Origin of the sequence: Neisseria macacae ATCC 33926, from assembly GCF_022749495.1 — a bacterium.
Taxonomy (GTDB): domain Bacteria; phylum Pseudomonadota; class Gammaproteobacteria; order Burkholderiales; family Neisseriaceae; genus Neisseria; species Neisseria macacae.
Map to the genome: position 1 here is coordinate 2383223 of NZ_CP094241.1, position 22383 is coordinate 2405605.

Here is a 22383-nt window from a genome sequence, read left to right on the forward strand (position 1 = left end):
TAAAACAACACATTCCACACTTTACACGGAAAACCCCTATGCCCGCCTGTATCTGCCCACACTGCAAAACCTCACTTTGGGTCAAAGACACCCAGCTCAACGTCGCACAAGGCTTTGTCGTTTGCAATAAATGCGAAGGCCTGTTCAAAGCCAAAGACAGCCTGGCGCCGTCTTCCGCACCCGCCAATCCCGACACGCTGCCCAACGCCGTTACCGACGTTCGCCTCGTACACGACATGGGCGGCAACATCCGCAACCGCAAACAACTCTCCCGCCACGAAATCGCCAGCTTGCTCGACAGCGCCGAACGTGCCAAAAAAGCCAAAGAAGAGGCGGCACGGCGTACCGAAGAGGAAAAGCGTCGTGTAGAAGAAGAAAAACGGCGGACTGAAGAATTCCAAGCCCTGATGGCGGCAGCCGCTGCCAAACCCGCCAAATCCGAAGAAGGCTTCAACTGGACGCTGGCGGTACTGGTTGCGCTGACCGTCCTCATCATGCAGCTTTTCTATCTGGTCTTGCTATGAACACATCTCCGGGCTTTGTCGCCGATTTTCGCGAAGCCGCGCCCTATATCCACTACCTGCGCGGCAAAACACTGGTTATCGGCATTACCGACAGCCTGCTCGAAGGCGACACCCTGAACCGGCTCGCCGCCGATTTCCACCTGCTTGCCGGATTGGGCGTGCGGCTCGTATTGGTACACGGCACGCGCCATTTCCTCAACTGCCTCGCCGCCGACAGACAATTCGTTCCGCAATACCACCGCAACCGCCGCATTACCGATGATGCCACCCTGCGCGACGCCAAGCAGGCAGTCGGCATGATACGCAGCGACATCGAAGCCGCCCTGTGCAGCAGCGCATCCGCCCCCTTGCGCAACAAACCGATTCCCACCGCTTCAGGTAATTTTCTCACTGCCCGTCCGCTCGGTGTCATTGACGGCATAGATATGGGCTACACCGGCATCGTCCGCAAAACCGACACAGACTCCATCAACCGCCGCCTCGACGATGGCGCTATCGTCCTAATCAGCCCGCTCGGACACTCCTACGGCGGCAAAACCTTCAACCTCAGCATGAGCGAAGCCGCCGAAGCCGTCGCCGTCGCCCTTCAAGCCGAAAAACTCGTGTACCTGACCGAAGAAGCCGGCATTTGCAACGCCGACGGCATCCTCATGTCCACCCTGTCCTCAGGCGAAGTCCGCCACCTGATAGAAACCGCACACAACGTCCCCGTGCGCCTGCTTCAAGCCGCCGTCAACGCCGTCGAAAACGGCGTCAGCCGCGTACAAATCCTCAGCGGGCGCGAAGACGGCGGACTGTTGCGCGAACTCTTCACCCGCGAAGGCTGCGGCACCGCCATCGCCCGCGATTCCTTCGTCTCCATCCGCCAAGCCCACAGCCGCGACATCCCCCGCATCATCGCCCTGATACGCCCGCTGGAAGAACAAGGCATCCTGTTGCACCGCAGCCGCGAATATCTCGAAAACCACATCTCCGGCTTCTCCGTCCTCGAACACGACCGCAACATCTACGGCTGCGTCGCCCTCAAAACTTTCGACGCCCCCGAAATCGGCGAACTCGCCTGCCTCGTCGTCTCCCCCGAAGCCCGCGACGGCGGCTACGGTGAAATGCTGCTCGACCACCTCTTCCAAAAAGCCCGCGCCATGGGCATCCGCCGCCTGTTCGCCCTCTCCACCCACACAGGCGAATGGTTTGCCGAACGCGGTTTTCAGACGACCTCTCCCGACGCATTACCCGAAGAACGCCGCCGCGACTACCTCGCCAACGGCCGCAATTCGCAAGTGTTCGTCCGAGAATTAGCCTAAACGGGATTTAAACCCAAGGTCGTCTGAAACTGCCGACGACCTTGTTTAACGCGCCCAAACATCAAACATGACTGAAAAAATAAGCCTGACGGCTTGCCGCCCTCTTTCATGAAGAGAAGACGACAAACCGTCAGGCTTACGTTTTGAAAAACTAAAAAGAAAACGCTGTTGCAGCAGGTTTTCAGGCGGCTTGATGTTCACAAAAAATCTATATTCCTAAACGGCCATTCCTCACTCAACGGCGCGACAATTTCAAACGTCTGACCTTGATAGTCGAATTTGATTTTCCACGCATGGAGGAACATCCTCGATGCAGGCTTCCCGCCGTAGAGCGTATCGCCCAAAATTGGGCTGCCCAAGCTTTTCATGGCGACACGGAGTTGATGGGTTTTACCCGTATGCGGATGCAGGACGAACAGGCGCAGGCCGGGTTCTAAACTATGACTGCCAAATTCGGTCACGGCGGGATTTTCCATGCCGCGCGTCAGTTTCCATGTGCCGCGCCGCGATTTTTCCATATCGCCTTTGATCCAACCTTGCTTCTTAGACGGCTTGTCCGTTGCCAGCGCCAAATAAGTTTTACGCATGGTTTTGGCGGCAAACTGCTGCGCCAACTCCGACGCGCTTTGCGGGTTCAGTGCAAACAGCAGCACGCCGCTGGTCAGCTTATCCAAGCGGTGCAGCAGCCAAACCTGCTCAAGACCGAGCTGCGCCGCCAGCGTCTGCGTCAGGCTGACTGCGCCCTCTTCCTGATGCACGGATACGCCGCAAGGTTTGTTGACGGCAACAAAATCCGGATGTCTGAATAAGATTTCCCACATTTCAGACGACCTATTTCAACATAATGCCGTCGCCCGCCAAAGTGATGACGCCCAATACGCAAAACAGTACGCAGGCGGAAATCCGCACGGCTTTGGCGGGGATTTTTTTTATGAGCATATCGCCCAGATAAACCACGGGGACAGTTGCCAACATCAATCCGGCAACGCTGCCGAGTACGACCATGGATAAGGATTGGTATTTTGCCGCCAGCAAGACCGTGGCGATTTGGGTTTTGTCGCCGATTTCCGCCATGAAAAACAGAAAAACCGTCGCCCCGAACGCGCCGTATTTGAGCCAACGGCTGTCGGGATTTTCATCTTTATCAGGCAGGAGCAGCCACAAACCGACCGCGATGAAGCTGATGCCGACCGCCCATTTGACGGTATCGGGGGAAACGGTTTCCGCCAGCCATACGCCGACAAATGCGGAGACCAAATGATTCAGCAAAGTGGCAATGAAGATGCCGGAGACTACCGCGTTTTTCTGGGCGAAACGTGCAGCAAGGAAAAGGGCGAGCAGTTGCGTTTTATCGCCGATTTCGGCAATGGCAACGCCCAGTATTGAAGAGAAAAATGCTTCCATAAGATACTCAACCGAAGCGGGCAAAAACAAAAAGCGTTGCACATACCGCCCGCAAGGGTATGGACAACGCTTACGTCTTGCCTGTCTCCCTGTTGTCAGGAAGATGCCGCCACCATGACCGATCTTTGTCGAACTCGGTCAATTATGTTGATAACGGCTCTGATTGTCAGTGAAAATCAGATGGCTACTCCCGTAAGAGTGTGCGCATTATAAAGAGGTTGGCACGTAAAGACAATCATAAAGGTCGTCTGAAACGGCTTTCACTTTCCAGAAGCTATTTTTACCTGCTTCACAAAAATGCGTTTCAGACGACCTTTGGTGTCAGACTCAGCCAGCATCAATACAATAATTTGCTGGGTTTGTGTTCGGCTTCGGACAGCTCCACCGCGTTGAGCAGGCTCAAATCCAAAGATGTTTCGGAGATACAGGTTTCGCCGAACACATTGCAATACGTCATGACAAGCTTCATGATGCCGCCGAATTTTTTCTCCGGCAGACTTGCCGACAGCTCGCGGATATCGCCAAAGACGCTGCCGTACACTTCTCCCGAAGCCAGCATATCCAAGCCGTCGCCAACGATGACCAATTTGCTGACCGCTTCAACGATAGCGCGTTCCGCCGCTTTATCGGACACGGACGACACTTGCAGGCGGATGTTTTTCGCCATGCCTTTGCCGTGGTTGCGGATAGTCAATGCCAGCATCTCCGGCTGTTCTTCCACGCTTTGCAGGGAAGCATGCAAGACGGGATGGACTTTTTCCTGCTGTATCAACTTTTCCCTGCGCAGCCATTCGTTCTTTTTCCGCGCAATGACTGAAACCGCCGTCCATGCCAACCACACCAGCGCAACGGCGCAAACCGCGGCAACAACGGGCGCCAAATCAGCAAGATAGTCTTTGGGGTTAAACCAAAGGCAGGCGGTCAGAAAGCCCGCAAAAAATATTACGACGTATAAAATCGGCGCGAAACGGCTTTGAATCGTAGCATGCATAGATTTTCCTGTTTGTGGCACAAAGGTCGTCTGGAACCGGACTGCCGCGTTTATCGCCATACAGCCGGAATTTCGGGTGGCATTCTAACGTAAACCGTATTTTTCGGCGCAATTGAATAACAAGCGGTAACAGTTGGGAAATATACGGCACTTTGCACCCGGTTCCGAGACAGGCCCAACCCGTTTTCAGACGACCTCTTTCAGGCATTTGTCCGCTTCGTACAGGAAAGCGGATCCGGCCTCACCCGCCCCCAATCAAGGATTTTAATTATTGAATATCAACCAATTAGATACATTATTTCACGCCGATATAAAACTTTTTCAATTTGTTGACAGTCTGTTACAATGCACTACTTCCGAACGGCGGCAAACCGTCCGTCATTCAAACTCAGAAAGGTTTTTATGGATAACAACTTTACCGAATCGCTGCACCAATTGGTTCAGAAAATCAATGATCCGATGTGGACAGGGCTGGTGTATGTCCTGCTGGGTGCAGGGCTGTTTTTCACAGTTGCCACCGGTTTCGTACAATTCCGCCTGCTCGGACGCAGTATCAAAGAGATGCTCGGCGGCCGCCAACAAGGCGATGATCCGCACGGTATTACGCCGTTTCAGGCTTTCGTTACCGGACTTGCCAGCCGCGTGGGCGTGGGCAACATCGCGGGCGTAGCGATTGCCATCAGCAGCGGCGGTCCGGGCGCGGTATTTTGGATGTGGATCACCGCATTGATCGGTATGAGTTCGGCTTTTGTCGAATCTTCACTGGCGCAGTTGTTCAAAATCCGCGATTACGACAACCATCATTTCCGCGGCGGTCCTGCTTACTATATTACCCAAGGCTTGGGTCAAAAATGGTTGGGCATCGTATTTGCATTGAGCCTGATTTTCTGCTTCGGATTCGTTTATGAAGCCGTTCAAACCAACACCATCGCCGTAACCGCCAAAGCCGCGTGGGGCTGGGACGAACATGCGGTCGGCGTCGCATTGGTCATCATGACTGCGCCGATTATTTTCGGCGGTATCCGCCGCGTTTCCCGCTTTGCCGAAATGCTTGTCCCGCTGATGGCGACTTTATATCTGCTGATGGCACTCTACATCATCATTACCAACATCAGCCTGATTCCCCACGTCTTCGGTCAGATTTTTGACAGCGCGTTCAACTTTGAAGCAGCCGGCGGCGGCCTGCTCGGCGGCTTGATTTCGCAAACCATGATGATCGGTATCAAACGCGGCCTGTATTCCAATGAAGCAGGTCAAGGTTCTGCACCTAACGCCGCAGCGGCAGCCGAAGTCAAACACCCTGTTTCCCAAGGTATGATTCAAATGCTGGGCGTATTCGTCGATACGATTATCGTATGTTCCTGCACGGCGTTTATCGTTTTGGTTTACCAACAACCTTACGGCAATTTGAACGGCGCAGAGCTGACCCAAGCAGCGATTATCAGCCAAGTCGGTGCATGGGGCGCAGACTTCTTAGCAATCATTCTGTTTATGTTTGCCTTCTCTACCGTCATCGGCAACTATGCCTATGCCGAGTCCAATGTGCAGTTCATCAAAAACCATTGGCTGTTGACCGCCCTTTTCCGTATGCTCGTTTTGGGCTGGGTGTATTTCGGCGCAGTCGCCAACGTGCCGCTGGTTTGGGATATGGCGGATATGGCGATGGGTACGATGGCATGGATTAACCTGGTCGCCATCCTGATCCTCTCTCCGCTTGCCTTCCTGCTGTTGAGGGACTACACGGCGAAACTGAAAATGGGCAAAGACCCCGTCTTTAAACTTTCCGAACATCCAGGCTTGAAACGCAAAATCAAATCCGATATTTGGTAAACCCATAGCCCGGTTAAAAAGGTCGTCTGAAACAGCATACAGCGTTTCAGACGACCTTTTGCCTTTTACCGAATCTCCCCAAACCAATCCGTTTCAGCCCTGCCGAAAATCCTTTATTCAGAAACCTATATCTCCCTATCGATTCCCGTTACAATACCGCCCGATAAACCCAAAAATCTCAACAAGATAGCCCCAATCATGAACGCCTCACAACGCGAACGCTTCGTCAAACGCTGGCTCAACTCCTACGAACGCTACCGCTACCGCCGCCACATACACGCCGTCCGGCTCGGACTGGCCGTACTGTTTGCCACCCTGCTCGCCAAACTCCTCCACCTCCAACACGGAGAATGGATAGGCATGACCGTATTCGTCGTACTCGGCATGCTCCAATTTCAAGGCGCGATTTACTCCAAAGCCGTCGAACGCATGCTCGGTACCGTCATCGGTTTGGGCGCGGGCCTGACCCTGTTGTGGCTCAACCAACACTACTTCCACGGCGGCATCCTCTTTTACCTGACCGTCGGTACCGCCAGCGCGGCCGCAGGTTGGGGGGCGGTCGGCAAAAACGGCTACGTCCCCATGCTTGCCGGACTGACCATGTGCATGCTTATCGGCGACAACAGCAACAACTGGCTCGACAGCGGCCTCATGCGTGCCATGAACGTCCTCATCGGCGCTGCCATCGCCATTGTCTCCGCCAAACTCCTCCCCCTTCGTTCCACGCTCATGTGGCGGTTCATGCTTGCCGACAACCTGACCGAATGCGGCAAAATGATTGCCGAAATCAGCAACGGCAAACGCATGACCCGCGAGCGGCTGGAGCAAAACATGGTCAAAATGCGCCAAATCAACGCCCGCATGGTCAAAAGCCGCAGCCACCTCGCCGCCACATCGGGCGAAAGCCACATCAGCCCCGCCATGATGGAAGCCATGCAGCACGCCCACCGCAAAATCGTCAACACCACCGAGCTGCTCCTCACTACTGCCGCCAAGCTGCAAGCCCCCACACTCAACGAACACGAAATCCGCCTCCTCGACCGCCATTTCAACCGCCTCCAACGCGACCTGCGCCTGACCGTCCGCCTCATCAAAGGCCACTACGCCCGCCGCATCCGCATCGACACCTCCATCAATCCCGAGCTGGGCAAACTCGCCGCCCGCCTCCATTACGAATGGCAGGGCTTCCTCTGGCTCAGCACCAATATGCGCAACGAAATCTCCGCACTCGTCATCCTCCTGCAACGCAGCCGCCGCAAGTGGCTGGACAAACACGAACTCCAACGCCTGCGCGAACACCTGCGCGAAACCCGCGAAGGCGATTTGGAAGAAGAGGTCGTCTGAAAACAAATCCTTTCAAAAAACCCGCCATATCAAAGAAAAACAGAAAACAGATTCAGCCAGACAACCCGCCAAGATTTTTCGAGAAGCGCTGCACCCACATTTAGGATGAAAATGTTTCCGCAAAAAAACCAGCGCGGCGAAAGGGAAGCAGAACAAAGACCAAGATTTCAGACGACCCCAAACCCTGCCATCTCCTGCAAAAAGGAAAAACGTATGGACTACCCCGCCCTGCTCGCCGTCCTGCAACAACACGCCAACCTCGAACGCGCCGTGCCGATGCAGGCATACATGAAACACCGCTTTACCTATTTCGGCATCGGCAAACCCCAGCTTGCCCGCCTGTGCAGCCCGTTTTTCAAAGGCGCCGCCAAACAGCCGGTCGATTGGGATTTCGTGCGCCGCTGCTGGGACGACCCGAACCGCGAATTGCAATACGCCGCGCTCGAATACCTGAAAAAAATGCAGCAGCGCCTGACCCCGCAGGACATCCCGCGCTTGCAAACGCTGATTACCGAAAAATCATGGTGGGACAGCGCCGACGTACTCGATCGTATTGTCGGCGACATTGCCCTGCGCTACACCGAAGTCAACACCGTCCTATTGGCATGGAGTACGGACGACAACATCTGGCTGCGCCGCGTCGCCATCGACCACCAACTGCTCCGCAAACAGCACACCGACACCGCGCTGCTGGAAAAAATCATCTGCAACAATCTGGGGCAAAAAGAATTTTTCATCAACAAAGCCATCGGCTGGGCATTGCGCGATTACAGCAAAACCAACCCCGAATGGGTACAAGGCTTTATCAACCGACACCGGCACAAAATGGCCAAACTGAGCTTGCGCGAAGCAAGTAAATATTTGCCGCCAAAGGTCGTCTGAAAACGTGAGCTTCAACGAAGTTAAACAAAGTTCCTACATAACTAAAATGTAAATATCATCCTGCACTTACCTCTATCAAAGTGCAGGATGTTTTGTTTCAGGCTGCCTGAAACGCCCAAAAAACAGTATGATTCATTTGTTTTCTGTTTGGAGGAGTCATCCATGATTGCAGCTACCATCACCATCCAAGACCAAAACCTCGCCGGCAAAGTGCTGCACGAACTGTTTTTGAAGTTCCGCACCAACCACATCAGCGCGGCGGAGCTGATTGCCGAACGCGTGCGACAGGAAGTCGCCGCCTACAACGACCGCGCCGCTGATGCCCTGCTGCGCCACAGCCTCGTCATCCCCACCGATCGCGGCGACATCGTAATTCAGGAATCGCGCGGCAAAAAGGGGGCAAATCCGCAGCCCGTGGACGCGGAAAAGCAAATCGCCGTTGCCCTAAAAGCTTTTGAACAAAACGCGTTTTTCATCCTTGCCGACAACCGCCAACTGGAAACGTTGGACGACATGGTGTACCTGCATGACGGACTGGTCGTCAATTTCATCAAACTCACGCCGCTGGTGGGCGGATAAGCAATCTGAAAACCGCCGCGCAAAACGCTACCGCGCCTTTGCCGAAACCACCCGATACAGCCTGAATAGTGCGGACAAGAAAACCCTTACCGACGTTGTCCGCCTTTGCAGCGAAATAACCAACACATTGATACGCAAGGAAAGTCCCATGATCCAAAACCAAACCGTGCAGATTTCCGACAGTCGCCGTGCCGAGTTCAATCAGCTTCTCGACGTACTGCAAAAGGAATGGCGCCAAAAATGTTTGAACGAATACGACACGATAAATCTGAAACTCTGCCCCAGCTTTGCCGAAGTGGAGAAAGCCGCTCCCGAATACCGTGTCGATTTCCTTATCCACTGCATTGATTTGATACGCGGCTGGGGGCGAAATAAAGTTTTTAACAACAAAGGCAGTGACAGGATACACAATTACGGCACCACCCGTGCGGCGGTGGCGATGGCTCTAGCGCGCAAAACGCTGCCGATGACAGAGCAGGATGTGCAGCGCATTTTTGCCGCCATGCTGGACGACAACGGGCTGTCCGAACGACAGGCAGATGACTATCCGCTCAAATATCTGATCAACCAAATCAAAAAACAGTTTCCCAATCCGAGCGAAACGCTTTCGGAATGCCTGAAAAACGCCTGCGACCGTTACCGCATCTTTGCGGAACACCTGTGGGACAAGAAAGCCGCTACCGCCAACCTTGCCGCTCTGGCGGAACTGGCAGGCGGTTCTGCTGAAGCCTGCTTCCCCGCCCAAGACGACGAGCTTGCCCAGTACGCCAATCCGCAGCTTGCCGCGCTGCCACCGGAACAGCAGGACGTATGGAGCAAGATCATTGCGCTTGCCCTATCCGCCAATGCGGGCAAGCCAAGCGAGAAATACCTGAAAGAAGCCAAAACGCTGATTGACACTCTGGGGGCGGACAGGTTCAAAAAGATGCTGCACGGCTGGATAGAATTTGTCTACGGTAATGAAGAAGTACGTATTGAAACCTTTACCCACGAATACAGAGGCGGCTCATACAACTACGACACCCATGTCCTGCCTGTTTGCAGCGTCAACCAGACCGTGCTCAAAGGGCTGGTGTGGATGTGCAGCCATTTCCACGACAGCGCCACCCTGTCCGCTCTTACCCAACTTGCGCTGCATTCATACGACAAAATCCCCAATCTCGGCGCGCGCTATGCTTCCGTGGGCAACGCCTGTTTCTACGCGCTGTTCCGCTCCAAAGGGTTGGACGGCATTGCCTGCCTTTCACGCCTGCGCCTGCGGATTAAGTTCAGCAACGTGCAGAGCGCGATTGCCAAATATTTGGACGAAGCCGCTGCGCAGCGAGGCGTATCCCGCAACGAAATCGAAGACATGGCGGTGGACAGCTTCGGCTTGCAGGAAGGCTGCCGTGACTACGACTTCGGCGGCTACACCTGCCGTCTGGCGGTAACGGGCGTAGGCAAGTCCGAACTGCGCTGGTTCAAACCCGACGGCTCTCCGCAGAAGACCGTACCCGCCTTTGTGAAAACCGACTACGCCGACAAACTGAAAAAGATTAAAGCTACACAGAAAAACCTTAACGCCACGCTCACCGCCCAACGCGACCGCTTGGACCAGATGATGCGCTCCGAACACCGCGTACCGCTGGAACACGCCGAACAGTATTACTGGCAACACGGACTGATGTCCTGCCTCACGCGCCCGCTAATATGGCAGTTTTTCCGCGACGAAAACGATACGCAGGGTCGCGCTGCATTGTGGTTGGACGGAACATGGGTGGACGAAACGGGCGCGCAAACCGATGTTTCAGACTGCCTGCAAATCAGCTTGTGGCATCCCGCGCTTGCCACGCAGCAAAGCATCGCCCAGTGGCGTCAACTGCTGTTGGACAAAGAAATCCGCCAGCCGCTGAAACAGGCATATCGTGAAATCTATCTGCTCACAGAAGCCGAAATCAACACCAAAACATACAGCAACCGCTTTGCCGCCCACATCCTGAAACAACACCAATACATGACGCTTGCCAAGGGGCGCGGCTGGAGAGGCTCGCTGGCAGGCGCGTGGGACGGCGGCGACGACGCAACCGTCTCGTTGGAATTGCCCGAATACAACCTGCTCGCCCAATTTTGGGCAAACGCAGTGGACAGCGAAGAAGCATGGACGGAAAGCTATATCTGGCAGTATGTCAGTACCGACCAAGTGCGCTTTCACCGGTTGGACGACGATTACAATGCTACCGCGCTGGACTTAATTGATATTCCGCCGCGCGTGTTTTCCGAAGTGTTGCGTGACGTGGATTTGTTTGTGGGCGTGGCGAGCGTAGGCAACGACCCGACTTGGGAAGACAACGGCGGAGAGGCGCGTTTTTACAGCTACTGGCAGAGCTATTCCTTCGGCGATTTGGGCGAAGTCGCCAAAACCCGCAAAGCCGTGCTGGAAACCCTGCTGCCGCGCCTGAAAATCGCCAAGGTTGCCCGCATAGACGGCAACTTCCTCGTCGTGCAGGGCAAACTGCGTACCTACAAAATCCACATCGGCAGCAGCAACATCCTGATGCTGCCGGACGACCAATACCTCTGCATCGTGCCCGACAGCCGCAAAAAAGACGCATCCGACAAGCTATTTATCCCGTTTGAAGGCGACAACACGCTCTCGGTTGTCCTCTCCAAAGCCATGCTGCTGGCGGAAGACGACAAGATTACCGACAGCACGATTACCTCGCAGATTCAGCGGTAAATTGGGACAGCCTGAAAACGCAAATGCCTCCATCCTTGCGGTTTCAGGCTGTTTGGGAACACAGGACGCGTAGGCAACACATGACCGCCCTACTGCGAGAACACAAGGCATAGGTCAGGTTCAAACCCAACATTTTGGGAATATTTGACCGTTTTGTTGCGGTTTGAGCCGACCTGCGCTTGTTAAATATCTGCTGCCGAAGGTTGTCTGAAAAAGGCAGCCTGTCCTTCGGGTTATCAAATTTCAGACGACCCGAAACCTTCACCAACAAGGAAAAACCATGCTTACCACCCAAGCAGAGCAACTGATGCAACAATATAAAACACAATTTATGCAGGACTGCGCCGAACGCGCTCCCAAATTGACCGCCTTTATCCAAGAAATATTGCAGGGCAGGCATTGGGGGTTTTCAGATGAAAACGAATCATTTGATCAGGCCGTGGCACTGATTATGGAATACGAATATCAGAATTTCTCTGTTTACGGCTGGCTGCGCAACCCAAATGGCGGCTATTTAGGCGACCGCATCATAGACTTCCCCGAAGAATGCCTGCCTAAATTTGATGCAGATGTGGAAGACGAGATATACGGCTTGGTACAGGACGAGGACGAGAACGAAGAAGACGAAGAAGACGAAGTATGGGATGCTGTAGACGATTTTTACAGCGGGCTACACGAATATTTCAGCCATTGGTTTGCGAACTGCTTCCGAACCGCCGCGCAAAACACCGCCTCCGCCCTGCCCGCCTATTTTTCTGTACACGACACCAACAGCTACACCAATCTTGCCACCATGCAGGAGGAACTTTGCGACGATATTGCCGAAAAATTCGGTTGGACATCGTTTTGGCAGGATTAGGCAACGTGAAATAGTCCGAAGGTCTTCTGAAAACTCAGTTTTAATACAATAAAACAGCTTTCCCGAATTTCCCGAAGAAAACATAGGTTACTTTCCCATCCAACCCAACGACAAACCCCATGAAGTTTCTCAAAAAACTATGCGAACGAATTCTTGACTGGCTCGTCACCAGTAACATGGCGGGCTATGTGATATTGCTGGTTATCGCCACTGTTCTCGGACTGATGTACGGCGGAGATATGATTCTGGATAAAGTCCTTGGTCACATTGATACACCTTGGCTCCCTATTATCGGCTTCTGTCTGGCATTGGCTACACTCTTCGCAATTTGTTTTATCGAAGAAGATTTAGCCGAGCAGACAACGGAATTCAAACGGCGCGACAAATATCTGTGCGGCGCAATCGGCGGTTTGGTCAGCGCGCTACTGATCAAATGGACGTGGCAGGCAGCCTTGGTGGGATTGTCGATCGGCATACTGCTGGCGGCGTTGATGAGATGGTTGAAATATGTGATGCGTTATATGTAAATTGGTCTAAGCATCCCTTTTCAGACGACCCTTCACACACAATCCTTTGAAATGTTCTCAAGAAACTGCATAACAATTCTAGAATTGATTCACTATCCTTGCCGCAGGCATACTGCTACCGAACAATCATCATGATAGGGAACCCTTTTTACTGCTCGGCGTAAGGCTTCCAACTTATCTAGCAAAGACGGGGAAGCGTTCCATAATGCTTCCAAGCGTTCATGAGATAGCGCATCGTGCAGACCGTCAGAACAAACCAAAACTGCCTCGCCTCTTTGCAGAGTAAATGAATCGGTAAAAATTTTAAAATGGGTTTCTTCGTCATCCGCAATCAGGCAGTGCGCCAAAGCATAGTACATATCAGCGTATTCCGTATCTGCCCGCGCTTCCCCCTGCTCAATTAAATCAGCCAACACAGTGTGGTCATGGCTTACCTGCCGCCAATGCCCCTCTGCCGATATATGGTAAACACGGCTGTCGCCGACATTGCAGATGCGGCACAAACCGTCCGCCTCGACGACTGCCGACGCGAAAGTCGAGGACGAGCCGAAATATTCCTCGGCAAGCGTGTCGCAGAAGCTGCCGTGCAACCTTCGCAGGAAACGCCCTTCCGCATCGCCCTCGCGAACGAAGGCATCCAACCAAAACCGGCTGGCAAGATGCGCGGCAGGGCTGCTGGATACACCATCTGCCACTGCCAGCCGAACGGCATCTTCCGCCTCGGACACACGGGTTTTGTGCAGCCTGACCTGACGCACCGCCGTGCCGTCAAACAAGGCATCCTGATTGCGTGCTTTACCGGCACCGACCATTTGAAAATAAGCAAGCTGAAACATGGTAATCCTGACAATCCAATCCTGATTTATAGTGGATTAACTTAAACCAGTACGGCGTTGCCTCGCCTTGCCGTACTATCTGTACTGTCTGCGGCTTCGTCGCCTTGTCCTGATTTAATTTAATCCACTATAAATAAACCTACTTCGGCGCTTTTCGCAAAAACGAATTTCAACGCAAAGCCCCTTGTTCATTGGCGACAGTATATATCAATAATGCCGATGCGCTTCTCCCTAACGCCATTTCCTCAACCAACCCAAAACACCTTACAACAGGTCGTCTGAAAATACGAAACCCATTTTTCAGACGACCTGACTTTGCCAAAGCAATCGATTTTATGTAAACTGGAAACTTCTTGTCGGAGTGCTGCTTGTTCCCGCAAACAGCTGAGACCGCATCAGCGGAATCCGTAGAACCTGTCGGGGTAATGCCTGCGTAGGAAACAAGCTGTCAAACGCCTGAAAAGGCTTCCGTTCCCTTTCCCGCATTTCCCGCCATTCGGTGGATTCCGCTCCCGTCTTATCTTTCGACTTCCCGATTGCACCATACTACAAAGGAATCCATCATGCCCCGCATCGCCATTCTCGGCGGCGGCCTCTGCGGCCGTCTGACTGCCTTACAACTTGCAGAACAAGGTTTATCGGTTGCCCTCTTTGACAAAGGTGGGCGCAAAGGCGAACACGCCGCCGCTTATGTTGCCGCCGCCATGCTCGCACCGGCTTCGGAGGCGGTCGAAGCCACGCCTGAAGTCATCAAACTGGGCAGGCAGAGTGTTCCGCTGTGGCACAACATCCGAGGTCGTCTGAAAACGCCGACCATGATGCAGGAAAACGGCAGCCTGATCGTGTGGCACGGGCAGGACAAACCTTTATCTAGCGAGTTCGTCCGCCACCTCAAACGCGGCGGCGTAGCGGATGACGAAATCGTCCGTTGGCGCGCCGATGAAATCGCCGAACGCGAACCACAGCTTGCAGGACGTTTTTCAGACGGCCTCTACCTGCCGACCGAAGGCCAGCTCGACGGACGGCAAATCTTGTCTGCACTTGCCGACGCTTTGGACGGGCTGAACGTCCCTTGCCATTGGGAACACGAATGCGCCCCCGAAGACCTGCAAGCCCAATACGACTGGCTGATCGACTGCCGCGGCTACGGCGCAAAAACCTCGTGGAACCAATCCCCCGAACACACCAGCACCTTGCGCGGCATACGCGGCGAAGTGGCGCGGGTTTATACGCCCGAAATCACGCTCAACCGTCCCGTACGCCTGCTGCATCCGCGCTATCCGCTCTACATCGCCCCGAAAGAAAACCACGTCTTCGTCATCGGCGCGACCCAAATCGAAAGTGAAAGCCAAGCCCCCGCCAGCGTACGTTCCGGGTTGGAACTCTTGTCCGCACTCTATGCCGTCCACCCCGCCTTCGGCGAAGCCGACATCCTCGAAATCACCACCGGCCTGCGCCCCACGCTCAATCACCACAACCCCGAAATCCGTTACAGCCGCGCCCGACGCCTGATTGAAATCAACGGCCTTTTCCGCCACGGCTTCATGATTTCCCCCGCCGTAACCGCCGCCGCCGTCAGATTGGCAGTGGCACTATTTGACGGAAAAAACGCGCCCGAACGTGATGAAGAAAGCGGTTTGGCGTATATTGAAAAATAAGTTTGGGGTCGTCTGAAAACGCCGCGGCATAGGTTTTACAGCAAAGCGGCACACCCCGACACCAGCCTGTATGAATATAATACGACAAGGCGCGTCAACGCCGTATCGTCATCAATCTACTTAATATCAGCAAGGTTTCCAATGAATCTGAAATCCCTGTATTTACTGCCTGCGCTCTTACTCGCCCACTCCACTGCCCTGGCCGCTCCCAAGTTTTCAGACGACCCCAAACCGCGTTCTGCCGAAAAAATCATTTATTTCAAACAAAACGGCAAATTCGGTGCAAAAACCACAAGCGGCAAAATCATCGTCCCTGCGCAATACCACTGCGAATTTATGTGCGAACACGTCAAACACGGCGAAACCGCCGACGGCGAGTTGCTGTTTACCGACAACAGCCGAGAAGTCCGAGGCAAAGTTGCCTATTCGCCCTTCTTCCTGCATTCGCGGCAGGGCAAGTTTTTATATCAACCGATGATGTACGACTTGGCCGCAGACTATTTTTCAGAAGGCAAACGCCGCTATGTTTCAAAAGACGGCAAGGTCGGTTTTGCCGACCGCGCGGGAAACTTGGTCACGCCCGCCCAACACGATTGGGCAGGACCGTTTGAATACGGCTATGCCGCATTTTGCGACGGCTGCCGAGAAGTGCGCGTGGACGAAGAACACACTACCGTACAGGGCGGCACTTGGGGCATGATGGACGCACGCGGCAATACCGTTGCGCCCAGCGATACTCGCCGCGCCGCTTCCGACATCGAACGAAACGGCAAATTTTATCCGCACCCGTTTGCCTACACCGCTGCCGAACGCGATATTCTGCAACGCATCAACCGCTACAAAAACCTAATTGTCGGACTGGACGCAGTTTCCCATTCACCATACAAAACCACCGAAGAACGCGCTGCTTACCGCTTTGAAATCGTGTCGCAACCCGTGCAAGGCTATCCGTATTACGAAATCGTCCTGTTTGACGGCAAAGGCAACACCGTTGAAGGCGAACGCTTTCTCGCCGGCGCCGACGGCAAACGGCTCTACGCCCTGCCTGTCGGAGAAGAAACACCGCAGCTACTGGAAACCTACCTGCGCCACGCAATCCGCAGCACACTTGCCGAGCAGCCCGAAAGACAGAAAAGCGGCTCTTGGAACGACAACCCGTTTCGCTTGAAAGATTATCCCGAAGCAAAAGCCTTGTTGAAACGCAGGAAATGAGTTTCAGACGACCTCATCAGATGGCTATACCAGGCTCACTTTCATTAAACAATAAAACAAAAAGGAAAACGTCATGATTGAACAAGCATTAGGAAACCTGTCAGGTATCTTTTGGATTTTCCTGCTCGTCATTCCCCTGCTTCTTTTGAAAGCGCTGCTCCAAAACCCCAAAGTGAAAGGACGCATAGGCGAACGGGCAGTCCGTTCAGTAATCGGAAAAGATTTGGATGAAGAAACCTATATCGAATTTCATGATTTGATTATTCCATCCCGCAGCGGCACGACGCAAATCGACCATATTTATGTTTCGGTTTTCGGGATATTTGTCATAGAAACCAAGAATTACACAGGTTGGATTTTCGGCAGCGAGAAGCAATCGAAATGGACACAAGTCGTCTATAAGCAGAAACACTACTTTCAAAATCCGTTGCGCCAGAATTACGCACACATCAAGGCATTATCCGAACTGCTGCAACTGCCGGAAGAAAAATTTCATTCGATGGTGGTTTTCCTCGGCGATTGTGAACTGAAAACGCAAATGCCGCCGAATGTCTGCCGTATCAGACAGGCAGCATCCTATATTAGACGTTTTCAGACGACCTTATTGCTGCCACAGGAAATAGAAGCGGCAACTGCCGTGCTGTCTTCAAACGAATACCAAGCCGACGGCGAAAAACTGCAGGCGCATACCGAACGCCTGCAAGAACGCCATCAGCGATAACTTAAAAGGACACCCCATGACCTTCCCGCCCCTAAAATCCCCGCTCAAATTCTACGCCGTCGTTCCCACCGCCGATTGGGTGGAGCGCATGGTCAAAGCAGGTGCCGACACTGTGCAACTGCGCTGCAAAACCCTGCACGGCGATGAATTGAAACACGAAATCGCCCGCTGCACCGCTGCCTGTCAGGGCAACCGCACACAGCTTTTCATCAACGACCACTGGCGCGAGGCGATAGAAGCGGGCGCATACGGCGTGCATCTCGGGCAGGAAGACATGGACACCGCCGACCTTGCCGCCATCGCCGCCGCCGGTTTGCGTTTGGGTTTGAGTACGCACTCCGTCGCCGAACTTGACCGCGCCCTGTCCGTACACCCCAGCTACGTCGCTAGCGGCGCGATTTTCCCGACCACGACCAAACAAATGCCCACCGCCCCGCAAGGCTTGGACAAACTGCGCGAATATGTGAAACAGGCACGCGGCACGCCCGTCGTCGCCATCGGCGGCATCGATTTGAACAACGCCGAAGATGTGCTGGCAACCGGCGTTTCTTCACTCGCCGTCGTCCGCGCCGTTACCGAAGCGGAAAATCCCGAAGCGGTGGTTAAAGCGTTTCAGGCTTTGTGGGATGAATAAGGCCGTCTGAAAGCCAAATTTCAGACGACCTGCTCAATTAGGATATTCGATTGCTAGGATATTCGATTGCCGTCATTTCGGATGCTATACAGGCAGAAGCGGGTATAACGGCGCAAAGAATAATCGGCGAATTCAGTTGTCCCAGCCTTCCACCACCAGTTTGCCAATCATATCTCCGCGTTCCAGCATCTCATGTGCGCGGCGCAGGTTGGCGGCATTGATGCCGTGCAGGATTTGGGTGGCGGTCGGGCGGATGATGCCTTCGTCCACCAGCCGCGCGGTTTCGGCCAGGATTTCGCCCTGCCGTTCGATGTCTGCCGTTTCGCGCAGCGGACGGGTAAACATAAATTCCCAATGCAACGACAGGCTTTTGCCTTTGAGCGGGTTCACGTCCAACGTTTCGGGGTCGTCAATCAGTGCGATTCTGCCTTGCGGGGCGATGAGTTCCACGATTTGCGGCAGATGGCGGTCGGTATGGTTGGTGGAAAAAACAAACGACGGCGCGCCGATATTTAACGCGGCAACCCGTTCCGCCATGTTTTCATGATGGTTGATGACGAAATCCGCGCCCAGTTCCTTCACCCACGCGCGGCTTTCGGGGCGGGAAGCGGTGGCGATGACCTGAATGTCGGTCAGCTTTTTCAGCAACTGGATGGCAAGCGAGCCGACCCCGCCTGCGCCGCCGATTAAGAGCAGCGCATTGGCGCCGCCTGCCACGGGTTTGTTCACGTCCAAGCGGTCGAACAGCGTTTCCCATGCGGTAATCGCTGTCAGCGGCAGCGCGGCGGCTTGGGCAAAATCCAGCGAACGCGGCTTTTTGGCGGCAATGCGCGCGTCCACCGCTTGTAATTGAGCGTTCGAACCTTGGCGGTTGATGGCGCCCGCGTAATACACTTCGTCGCCGACTTTGAAATTCCGCACTTCGCTGCCGACCGCCTGAACAATGCCTGCCGCGTCGTAACCCAATACGCGGTACTGCCCTGCCGCAGGCGTATGCGCCGCCCGAACTTTCACATCGACAGGATTGACTGAAACCGCCTGCACGGCAACCAAAATATCGTGCGGCCGCAGCTCGGGTTCGGGCAGTTCGATGTCGAGCAGGGCCTCAGGGTTGGAAACGGGCAAAGGACGGTTGAAACCGATGGCTTTCATGATGTTCTCCTGTTAGGTCGTCTGAAAGCGTGTATCATGCGCCCGAAGCACACCACTAACAAGAACGCACTTATTTTTCATATAGTTACATAAAGGATACTGCCATGCCCCGCACACCGCACCCAAGCTACGACTGCGCCGAAGGCTGCTCGGTGGAAGCCGCGCTTTCCGTTATCGGCGGCAAATGGAAAGGCACGATACTCTACCGCCTGCACACGGACGGTACGCTGCGCTTCAACCAAATCCGCCGCATCCTGCCCGATGTGTCGCAACGCACGCTGACCGCGCAACTGCGCGCATTGGAGGCCGACGGCATCATTTTGCGTACTGTGTATCCCGAAGTCCCGCCACGAGTGGAATACCGCCTGACCGACTACGGCAAAACGCTTGCCCCCGTGATGACGGCATTGAAGGAATGGGGCGACGGGTTCAAGCAAGGGCAGGCGCATCGCGAATAAAGAAACTTACCTACGAAATATCGAGAAACCATGAACATCATCTTAAACGGTAAACCCGCCGAACTTCACGGCACAACCGTTGCCGACCTCATCGCTCAAACCGCGCCGCAAAAGCCTTTTGCCGTCGCGGTAAATACCGGATTCGTCGCCAAAGGCGCATATGCGGAAACGGTTTTGAACGAAAACGACAAAGTCGATATTGTGCGGCCCGTAGTTGGCGGATAAGCGGTTTTACCTTTTCAGACGACCCCTGTCCCCAAAAACAACCTTACAAAGGAACCCATCATGCTCACCCTATACGGAGAAACTTTCCCTTCACGGCTGCTGCTCGGTACTGCGGCCTACCCGACCCCTGAAATCCTCAAACAATCCGTCCAAACCGCCCGTCCCGCGATGATTACCGTCTCGCTGCGCCGTGCGGGAAGCGGCAGCGAGGCACACGGTCAGGGGTTTTGGTCGCTTTTGGAAGAAATCGGCGTACCCGTACTGCCGAACACCGCAGGTTGCCAAAGCGTGCAGGAAGCGGTAACGACGGCGCAGATGGCGCGGGAAGTATTTGAAACCGATTGGATCAAACTCGAACTTATCGGCGATGACGACACGTTGCAGCCCGACGTCTTCCAGCTCGTCGAAGCGGCGGAAATCCTGATTAAAGACGGCTTCAAAGTGCTGCCTTATTGCACCGAAGACCTGATTGCCGGCCGCCGCCTGCTTGACGCAGGCTGTCAGGCGTTGATGCCGTGGGCGGCGCCGATCGGCACGGGTTTGGGCGCGGTTCACGCCTATGCACTGAACGTCCTGCGCGAACGCCTGCCCGACACGCCGCTGATTATCGATGCGGGCTTGGGCCTGCCCTCGCAGGCGGCGCAAGTGATGGAATGGGGTTTTGACGGCGTATTGCTGAACACCGCCGTTTCCCGCAGCGGCGACCCCATCAACATGGCGCGCGCCTTCGCACTCGCCGTCGAATCCGGACGGCTGGCATTTGAAGCCGAACCGGTCGAAGCGCGTACCAAAGCGCAAGCCAGTACGCCGACCGTAGGGCAGCCGTTTTGGCATTCGGCGGAATATTGACAAATAGCGTGTTGCGGGTATATGAAAAGGTCGGCTAAAATTTCAAACGACCTTGTTTGAGGCAAGGATGGCTTTGTGTCCTTGCTGCATTTCACGCGGTAAGTTTAGAAGTTCGGGTAAAAACAAATTTTAAAAATACGGACAGAGGTCGTCTGAAAAAAGAAATCAGGCAAACGTTTACTCAAAGAGCTTTCCCTGCGCCAGCAACGCCTTCACGGGCGCGAAATCGCGTCGGTGTTCAGGCAATACGCCGTATCGCTGCAAGGCTTCGAGGTGTTGCGCCGTGCCGTAGCCTTTGTGTTTGTCGAAACCGTATTGCGGATAACGTTCCGCCAACGCATACATCTCGGCATCGCGCGCGGTCTTCGCCAAAACGGAAGCCGCCGAAATTTCCATGATTTTGCTGTCGCCTTTGACCACCGCTTCGGCATCCACGCCAAGGTCCTTCGGCACTCTGTTGCCATCGATAAACACCTTATCGGGCTTGATCGCCACCCCGTGTATGGCGCGGCTCATTGCCAACATCGTGGCATGAAGGATATTTAGTTCGAAAATTTCTTGCGGATCGGCTTGTGCGACACACCATGCCAGCGCCTGTTCTTTAATCAAGACCGCCAACGTATCGCGCTTTTTTTCGCTGAGTTTTTTAGAGTCGGTCAAACCGGGCAAATGGTAAGACGGCGGTAGGATAACGGCGGCGGCAAACACGCTGCCGACCAAAGGCCCCCGCCCTGCCTCGTCAACGCCGGCAATCAGAAAAGAATTTGTCATCGTTGTTTGAAAATAGAAAAATGGACATTATTTAAACTAAGGAGCAGCCGAAACGGAACACCTATCCCGCCAGCCGCCTAACCACTATATTTAACGCAATAATCGCCGCAGCCTGTTTAGGTTTGCGCCACGATATCCTCGTGCAGCGCCTCACAATGATAGGCGGCATCGGAAAATTTTACCTTGTTTGAAATAAGTTGATTCGTTATAACTGGCTGCATAGTATAATCAAAACCTTTGCCATATACCGAAATAAAGATGAAACCGATTTTTTACCGACTGATTTTGGCTTTCGGGCTGGGAAGCGCCGCCCTCTCCGCACAAGCCGGCTATATCTGCAAAGTGGACGGCAACGCAGTATTTACCGAGAAAAAAATCGGCAACGATTGCACCGAATCCCATACGGACGGCACTGCAAACGTCAGCCCTGAAGAAGCCGGCAGGGCCGTACCCGAGCGGGTCGACCTGAAAGAAGCCCTCGGGGAAGCCGCTCCCGAGCCAGGCGACATCAAAGTCTTGCCGCGCACGACGGGCGGCAGCGTAACCAACACGGCAGAAGCCGCCAATCCCCGTTTGGACATCAAATTGCGCAACGGTAAGCTTGGCGAAGCGACTTCCGTCGGTGACCTGAAAGCAGCCAAAGCCCGCGCCGCCGAGTTGAACCGCAAAGCCAAAATCCTGCCCGCACCCATCCTGCCGGCATCCAAACCCAAACCGCAACTGACCCGCAAGCAAATCTTGGAAAACGAAGTCCGCAACGAACAAGTGGCTTTGGTCAGGGCGCAGGCGCAACTGAATGTTGCCAAGAAAAAAGGCGATCAGGCAAAAATCAGCCGCCTGACCCAAGCCGTCAACGACCGCCAGGCCAATATCCGCGCCATTGAAAGCGAAATGAAACGCTAAACGG

Annotated in this window: 24 protein-coding genes and 1 riboswitch; of the genes, 17 read left to right on the forward strand and 7 right to left on the reverse strand. The window is 54.2% G+C overall.

The window, feature by feature from the left end; all coding sequences use genetic code 11:
• The first annotated feature begins 38 nt into the window (after window positions 1–38).
• Together MON40_RS11365 and argA are read left to right on the forward strand one after the other, a co-directional pair.
• Window positions 39–524 carry an MJ0042-type zinc finger domain-containing protein gene (locus MON40_RS11365; protein ID WP_003776356.1) on the forward strand — a complete coding sequence of 162 codons (486 nt, stop codon included), beginning with the start codon at window positions 39–41 and terminating at the stop codon, window positions 522–524.
• Window positions 521–1828: an amino-acid N-acetyltransferase gene (argA, locus tag MON40_RS11370; protein WP_003776354.1), complete on the forward strand. Its 1308-nt coding sequence runs from the start codon at window positions 521–523 to the stop codon at window positions 1826–1828. Before MON40_RS11365 ends, argA begins: the two co-directional genes overlap by 4 nt.
• A 45-nt stretch (window positions 1829–1873) precedes the next feature.
• Here the strand turns inward: argA and MON40_RS11375 are convergent, their stop codons facing one another.
• From MON40_RS11375 to MON40_RS11390, 4 genes are all read right to left on the reverse strand, one after another.
• Window positions 1874–2029: a hypothetical protein gene (locus tag MON40_RS11375; RefSeq protein ID WP_003776352.1), complete on the reverse strand. Its 156-nt coding sequence runs from the start codon at window positions 2027–2029 to the stop codon at window positions 1874–1876.
• The gene (locus MON40_RS11380; protein ID WP_003776350.1) at window positions 2026–2649 is read right to left on the reverse strand and encodes a TIGR01621 family pseudouridine synthase; all 624 of its coding nucleotides are present in this window, start codon (window positions 2647–2649) and stop codon (window positions 2026–2028) included. The genes MON40_RS11375 and MON40_RS11380 overlap by 4 nt, the downstream gene beginning before the upstream one ends.
• 10 nt (window positions 2650–2659) lie before the next feature.
• Entirely contained in the window at window positions 2660–3232 is a 573-nt protein-coding gene (locus MON40_RS11385; protein WP_003776349.1) for a TMEM165/GDT1 family protein, read from the reverse strand.
• A 337-nt stretch (window positions 3233–3569) separates the two neighbouring features.
• Window positions 3570–4223, reverse strand: a complete 654-nt coding sequence (locus MON40_RS11390; protein ID WP_009310985.1) for a hypothetical protein — start codon at window positions 4221–4223, stop codon at window positions 3570–3572.
• A 402-nt stretch (window positions 4224–4625) separates the two neighbouring features.
• On the opposite strand from MON40_RS11390, the gene MON40_RS11395 reads away from it, so the two are divergent.
• From MON40_RS11395 to MON40_RS11425, 7 genes are all read left to right on the forward strand, one after another.
• Window positions 4626–6053: an alanine/glycine:cation symporter family protein gene (locus MON40_RS11395; protein ID WP_039862725.1), complete on the forward strand. Its 1428-nt coding sequence runs from the start codon at window positions 4626–4628 to the stop codon at window positions 6051–6053.
• 198 nt (window positions 6054–6251) lie between these two features.
• On the forward strand, window positions 6252–7397 hold the full coding sequence (locus MON40_RS11400; RefSeq protein WP_003776343.1) for an FUSC family protein: 1146 nt from the start codon (window positions 6252–6254) through the stop codon (window positions 7395–7397).
• Between the two features lie 213 nt (window positions 7398–7610).
• Window positions 7611–8279 carry a DNA alkylation repair protein gene (locus MON40_RS11405; RefSeq protein WP_039862723.1) on the forward strand — a complete coding sequence of 223 codons (669 nt, stop codon included), beginning with the start codon at window positions 7611–7613 and terminating at the stop codon, window positions 8277–8279.
• A 162-nt stretch (window positions 8280–8441) separates the two neighbouring features.
• Window positions 8442–8858 carry a hypothetical protein gene (locus MON40_RS11410; RefSeq protein WP_242925913.1) on the forward strand — a complete coding sequence of 139 codons (417 nt, stop codon included), beginning with the start codon at window positions 8442–8444 and terminating at the stop codon, window positions 8856–8858.
• Complete coding sequence (locus MON40_RS11415; protein ID WP_242925914.1) at window positions 8806–11574, forward strand: DUF4132 domain-containing protein; 2769 nt, start codon at window positions 8806–8808, stop codon at window positions 11572–11574. Before MON40_RS11410 ends, MON40_RS11415 begins: the two co-directional genes overlap by 53 nt.
• 280 nt (window positions 11575–11854) lie before the next feature.
• Window positions 11855–12433, forward strand: a complete 579-nt coding sequence (locus MON40_RS11420) for a hypothetical protein (protein ID WP_003776334.1) — start codon at window positions 11855–11857, stop codon at window positions 12431–12433.
• A gap of 119 nt (window positions 12434–12552) precedes the next feature.
• A complete protein-coding gene (locus MON40_RS11425; protein ID WP_003776332.1) occupies window positions 12553–12960 on the forward strand; it encodes a hypothetical protein in 408 nt (135 codons plus the stop codon).
• A gap of 92 nt (window positions 12961–13052) precedes the next feature.
• On the opposite strand, the gene MON40_RS11430 is transcribed toward MON40_RS11425, so the two are convergent.
• Window positions 13053–13796, reverse strand: a complete 744-nt coding sequence (locus MON40_RS11430; RefSeq protein WP_003776330.1) for a PP2C family protein-serine/threonine phosphatase — start codon at window positions 13794–13796, stop codon at window positions 13053–13055.
• A 347-nt stretch (window positions 13797–14143) separates the two neighbouring features.
• Window positions 14144–14253: riboswitch (TPP riboswitch) on the forward strand.
• Window positions 14254–14359: 106 nt separating this feature from the next.
• On the opposite strand from MON40_RS11430, the gene MON40_RS11435 reads away from it, so the two are divergent.
• The 4 genes from MON40_RS11435 to thiE all read left to right on the forward strand — a co-directional run bounded on the left by MON40_RS11435 (window position 14360) and on the right by thiE (window position 18021).
• Window positions 14360–15454, forward strand: coding sequence for an FAD-dependent oxidoreductase (locus MON40_RS11435; protein WP_003776326.1), 1095 nt, complete (start codon window positions 14360–14362; stop codon window positions 15452–15454).
• Between the two features lie 141 nt (window positions 15455–15595).
• Window positions 15596–16666 carry a WG repeat-containing protein gene (locus tag MON40_RS11440; protein ID WP_003776324.1) on the forward strand — a complete coding sequence of 357 codons (1071 nt, stop codon included), beginning with the start codon at window positions 15596–15598 and terminating at the stop codon, window positions 16664–16666.
• A 73-nt stretch (window positions 16667–16739) separates the two neighbouring features.
• On the forward strand, window positions 16740–17387 hold the full coding sequence (locus MON40_RS11445) for a nuclease-related domain-containing protein (protein WP_003776321.1): 648 nt from the start codon (window positions 16740–16742) through the stop codon (window positions 17385–17387).
• 16 nt (window positions 17388–17403) lie between these two features.
• Window positions 17404–18021, forward strand: coding sequence for a thiamine phosphate synthase (gene thiE / locus MON40_RS11450; protein ID WP_003776318.1), 618 nt, complete (start codon window positions 17404–17406; stop codon window positions 18019–18021).
• A gap of 132 nt (window positions 18022–18153) precedes the next feature.
• Here the strand turns inward: thiE and MON40_RS11455 are convergent, their stop codons facing one another.
• On the reverse strand, window positions 18154–19173 hold the full coding sequence (locus tag MON40_RS11455) for a zinc-binding alcohol dehydrogenase family protein (protein ID WP_003776317.1): 1020 nt from the start codon (window positions 19171–19173) through the stop codon (window positions 18154–18156).
• A 104-nt stretch (window positions 19174–19277) separates the two neighbouring features.
• Between MON40_RS11455 and MON40_RS11460 the strand changes: the two genes are divergently transcribed.
• Genes MON40_RS11460 through MON40_RS11470 form a run of 3 tightly spaced genes read left to right on the forward strand, consistent with a single transcriptional unit; the run spans window position 19278 to window position 20705 of the window.
• Window positions 19278–19631 carry a winged helix-turn-helix transcriptional regulator gene (locus tag MON40_RS11460; RefSeq protein WP_003776316.1) on the forward strand — a complete coding sequence of 118 codons (354 nt, stop codon included), beginning with the start codon at window positions 19278–19280 and terminating at the stop codon, window positions 19629–19631.
• Between the two features lie 30 nt (window positions 19632–19661).
• Window positions 19662–19856: a sulfur carrier protein ThiS gene (thiS, locus tag MON40_RS11465; protein ID WP_003776314.1), complete on the forward strand. Its 195-nt coding sequence runs from the start codon at window positions 19662–19664 to the stop codon at window positions 19854–19856.
• Between the two features lie 60 nt (window positions 19857–19916).
• Window positions 19917–20705: a thiazole synthase gene (locus tag MON40_RS11470; RefSeq protein ID WP_003776313.1), complete on the forward strand. Its 789-nt coding sequence runs from the start codon at window positions 19917–19919 to the stop codon at window positions 20703–20705.
• Window positions 20706–20882: 177 nt separating this feature from the next.
• Here the strand turns inward: MON40_RS11470 and rnhB are convergent, their stop codons facing one another.
• Window positions 20883–21476 carry a ribonuclease HII gene (gene rnhB / locus MON40_RS11475; RefSeq protein ID WP_003776311.1) on the reverse strand — a complete coding sequence of 198 codons (594 nt, stop codon included), beginning with the start codon at window positions 21474–21476 and terminating at the stop codon, window positions 20883–20885.
• A 258-nt stretch (window positions 21477–21734) separates the two neighbouring features.
• On the opposite strand from rnhB, the gene MON40_RS11480 reads away from it, so the two are divergent.
• Entirely contained in the window at window positions 21735–22379 is a 645-nt protein-coding gene (locus MON40_RS11480) for a hypothetical protein (RefSeq protein ID WP_003759290.1), read from the forward strand.
• Window positions 22380–22383: the final 4 nt, after the last annotated feature.

Coding starts and splice junctions, on each gene's coding strand:
- MON40_RS11365 (WP_003776356.1), top strand. CDS start 39: ATGCCCGCCTGTATCTGCCCACACTGCAAAACCTCACTTTGGGTCAAA.
- argA (WP_003776354.1), top strand. CDS start 521: ATGAACACATCTCCGGGCTTTGTCGCCGATTTTCGCGAAGCCGCGCCC.
- MON40_RS11380 (WP_003776350.1), bottom strand. CDS start 2,649: ATGTGGGAAATCTTATTCAGACATCCGGATTTTGTTGCCGTCAACAAA.
- MON40_RS11385 (WP_003776349.1), bottom strand. CDS start 3,232: ATGGAAGCATTTTTCTCTTCAATACTGGGCGTTGCCATTGCCGAAATC.
- MON40_RS11390 (WP_009310985.1), bottom strand. CDS start 4,223: ATGCATGCTACGATTCAAAGCCGTTTCGCGCCGATTTTATACGTCGTA.
- MON40_RS11395 (WP_039862725.1), top strand. CDS start 4,626: ATGGATAACAACTTTACCGAATCGCTGCACCAATTGGTTCAGAAAATC.
- MON40_RS11400 (WP_003776343.1), top strand. CDS start 6,252: ATGAACGCCTCACAACGCGAACGCTTCGTCAAACGCTGGCTCAACTCC.
- MON40_RS11405 (WP_039862723.1), top strand. CDS start 7,611: ATGGACTACCCCGCCCTGCTCGCCGTCCTGCAACAACACGCCAACCTC.
- MON40_RS11410 (WP_242925913.1), top strand. CDS start 8,442: ATGATTGCAGCTACCATCACCATCCAAGACCAAAACCTCGCCGGCAAA.
- MON40_RS11415 (WP_242925914.1), top strand. CDS start 8,806: ATGACGGACTGGTCGTCAATTTCATCAAACTCACGCCGCTGGTGGGCG.
- MON40_RS11420 (WP_003776334.1), top strand. CDS start 11,855: ATGCTTACCACCCAAGCAGAGCAACTGATGCAACAATATAAAACACAA.
- MON40_RS11425 (WP_003776332.1), top strand. CDS start 12,553: ATGAAGTTTCTCAAAAAACTATGCGAACGAATTCTTGACTGGCTCGTC.
- MON40_RS11430 (WP_003776330.1), bottom strand. CDS start 13,796: ATGTTTCAGCTTGCTTATTTTCAAATGGTCGGTGCCGGTAAAGCACGC.
- MON40_RS11435 (WP_003776326.1), top strand. CDS start 14,360: ATGCCCCGCATCGCCATTCTCGGCGGCGGCCTCTGCGGCCGTCTGACT.
- MON40_RS11440 (WP_003776324.1), top strand. CDS start 15,596: ATGAATCTGAAATCCCTGTATTTACTGCCTGCGCTCTTACTCGCCCAC.
- MON40_RS11445 (WP_003776321.1), top strand. CDS start 16,740: ATGATTGAACAAGCATTAGGAAACCTGTCAGGTATCTTTTGGATTTTC.
- thiE (WP_003776318.1), top strand. CDS start 17,404: ATGACCTTCCCGCCCCTAAAATCCCCGCTCAAATTCTACGCCGTCGTT.
- MON40_RS11455 (WP_003776317.1), bottom strand. CDS start 19,173: ATGAAAGCCATCGGTTTCAACCGTCCTTTGCCCGTTTCCAACCCTGAG.
- MON40_RS11460 (WP_003776316.1), top strand. CDS start 19,278: ATGCCCCGCACACCGCACCCAAGCTACGACTGCGCCGAAGGCTGCTCG.
- thiS (WP_003776314.1), top strand. CDS start 19,662: ATGAACATCATCTTAAACGGTAAACCCGCCGAACTTCACGGCACAACC.
- MON40_RS11470 (WP_003776313.1), top strand. CDS start 19,917: ATGCTCACCCTATACGGAGAAACTTTCCCTTCACGGCTGCTGCTCGGT.
- rnhB (WP_003776311.1), bottom strand. CDS start 21,476: ATGACAAATTCTTTTCTGATTGCCGGCGTTGACGAGGCAGGGCGGGGG.
- MON40_RS11480 (WP_003759290.1), top strand. CDS start 21,735: ATGAAACCGATTTTTTACCGACTGATTTTGGCTTTCGGGCTGGGAAGC.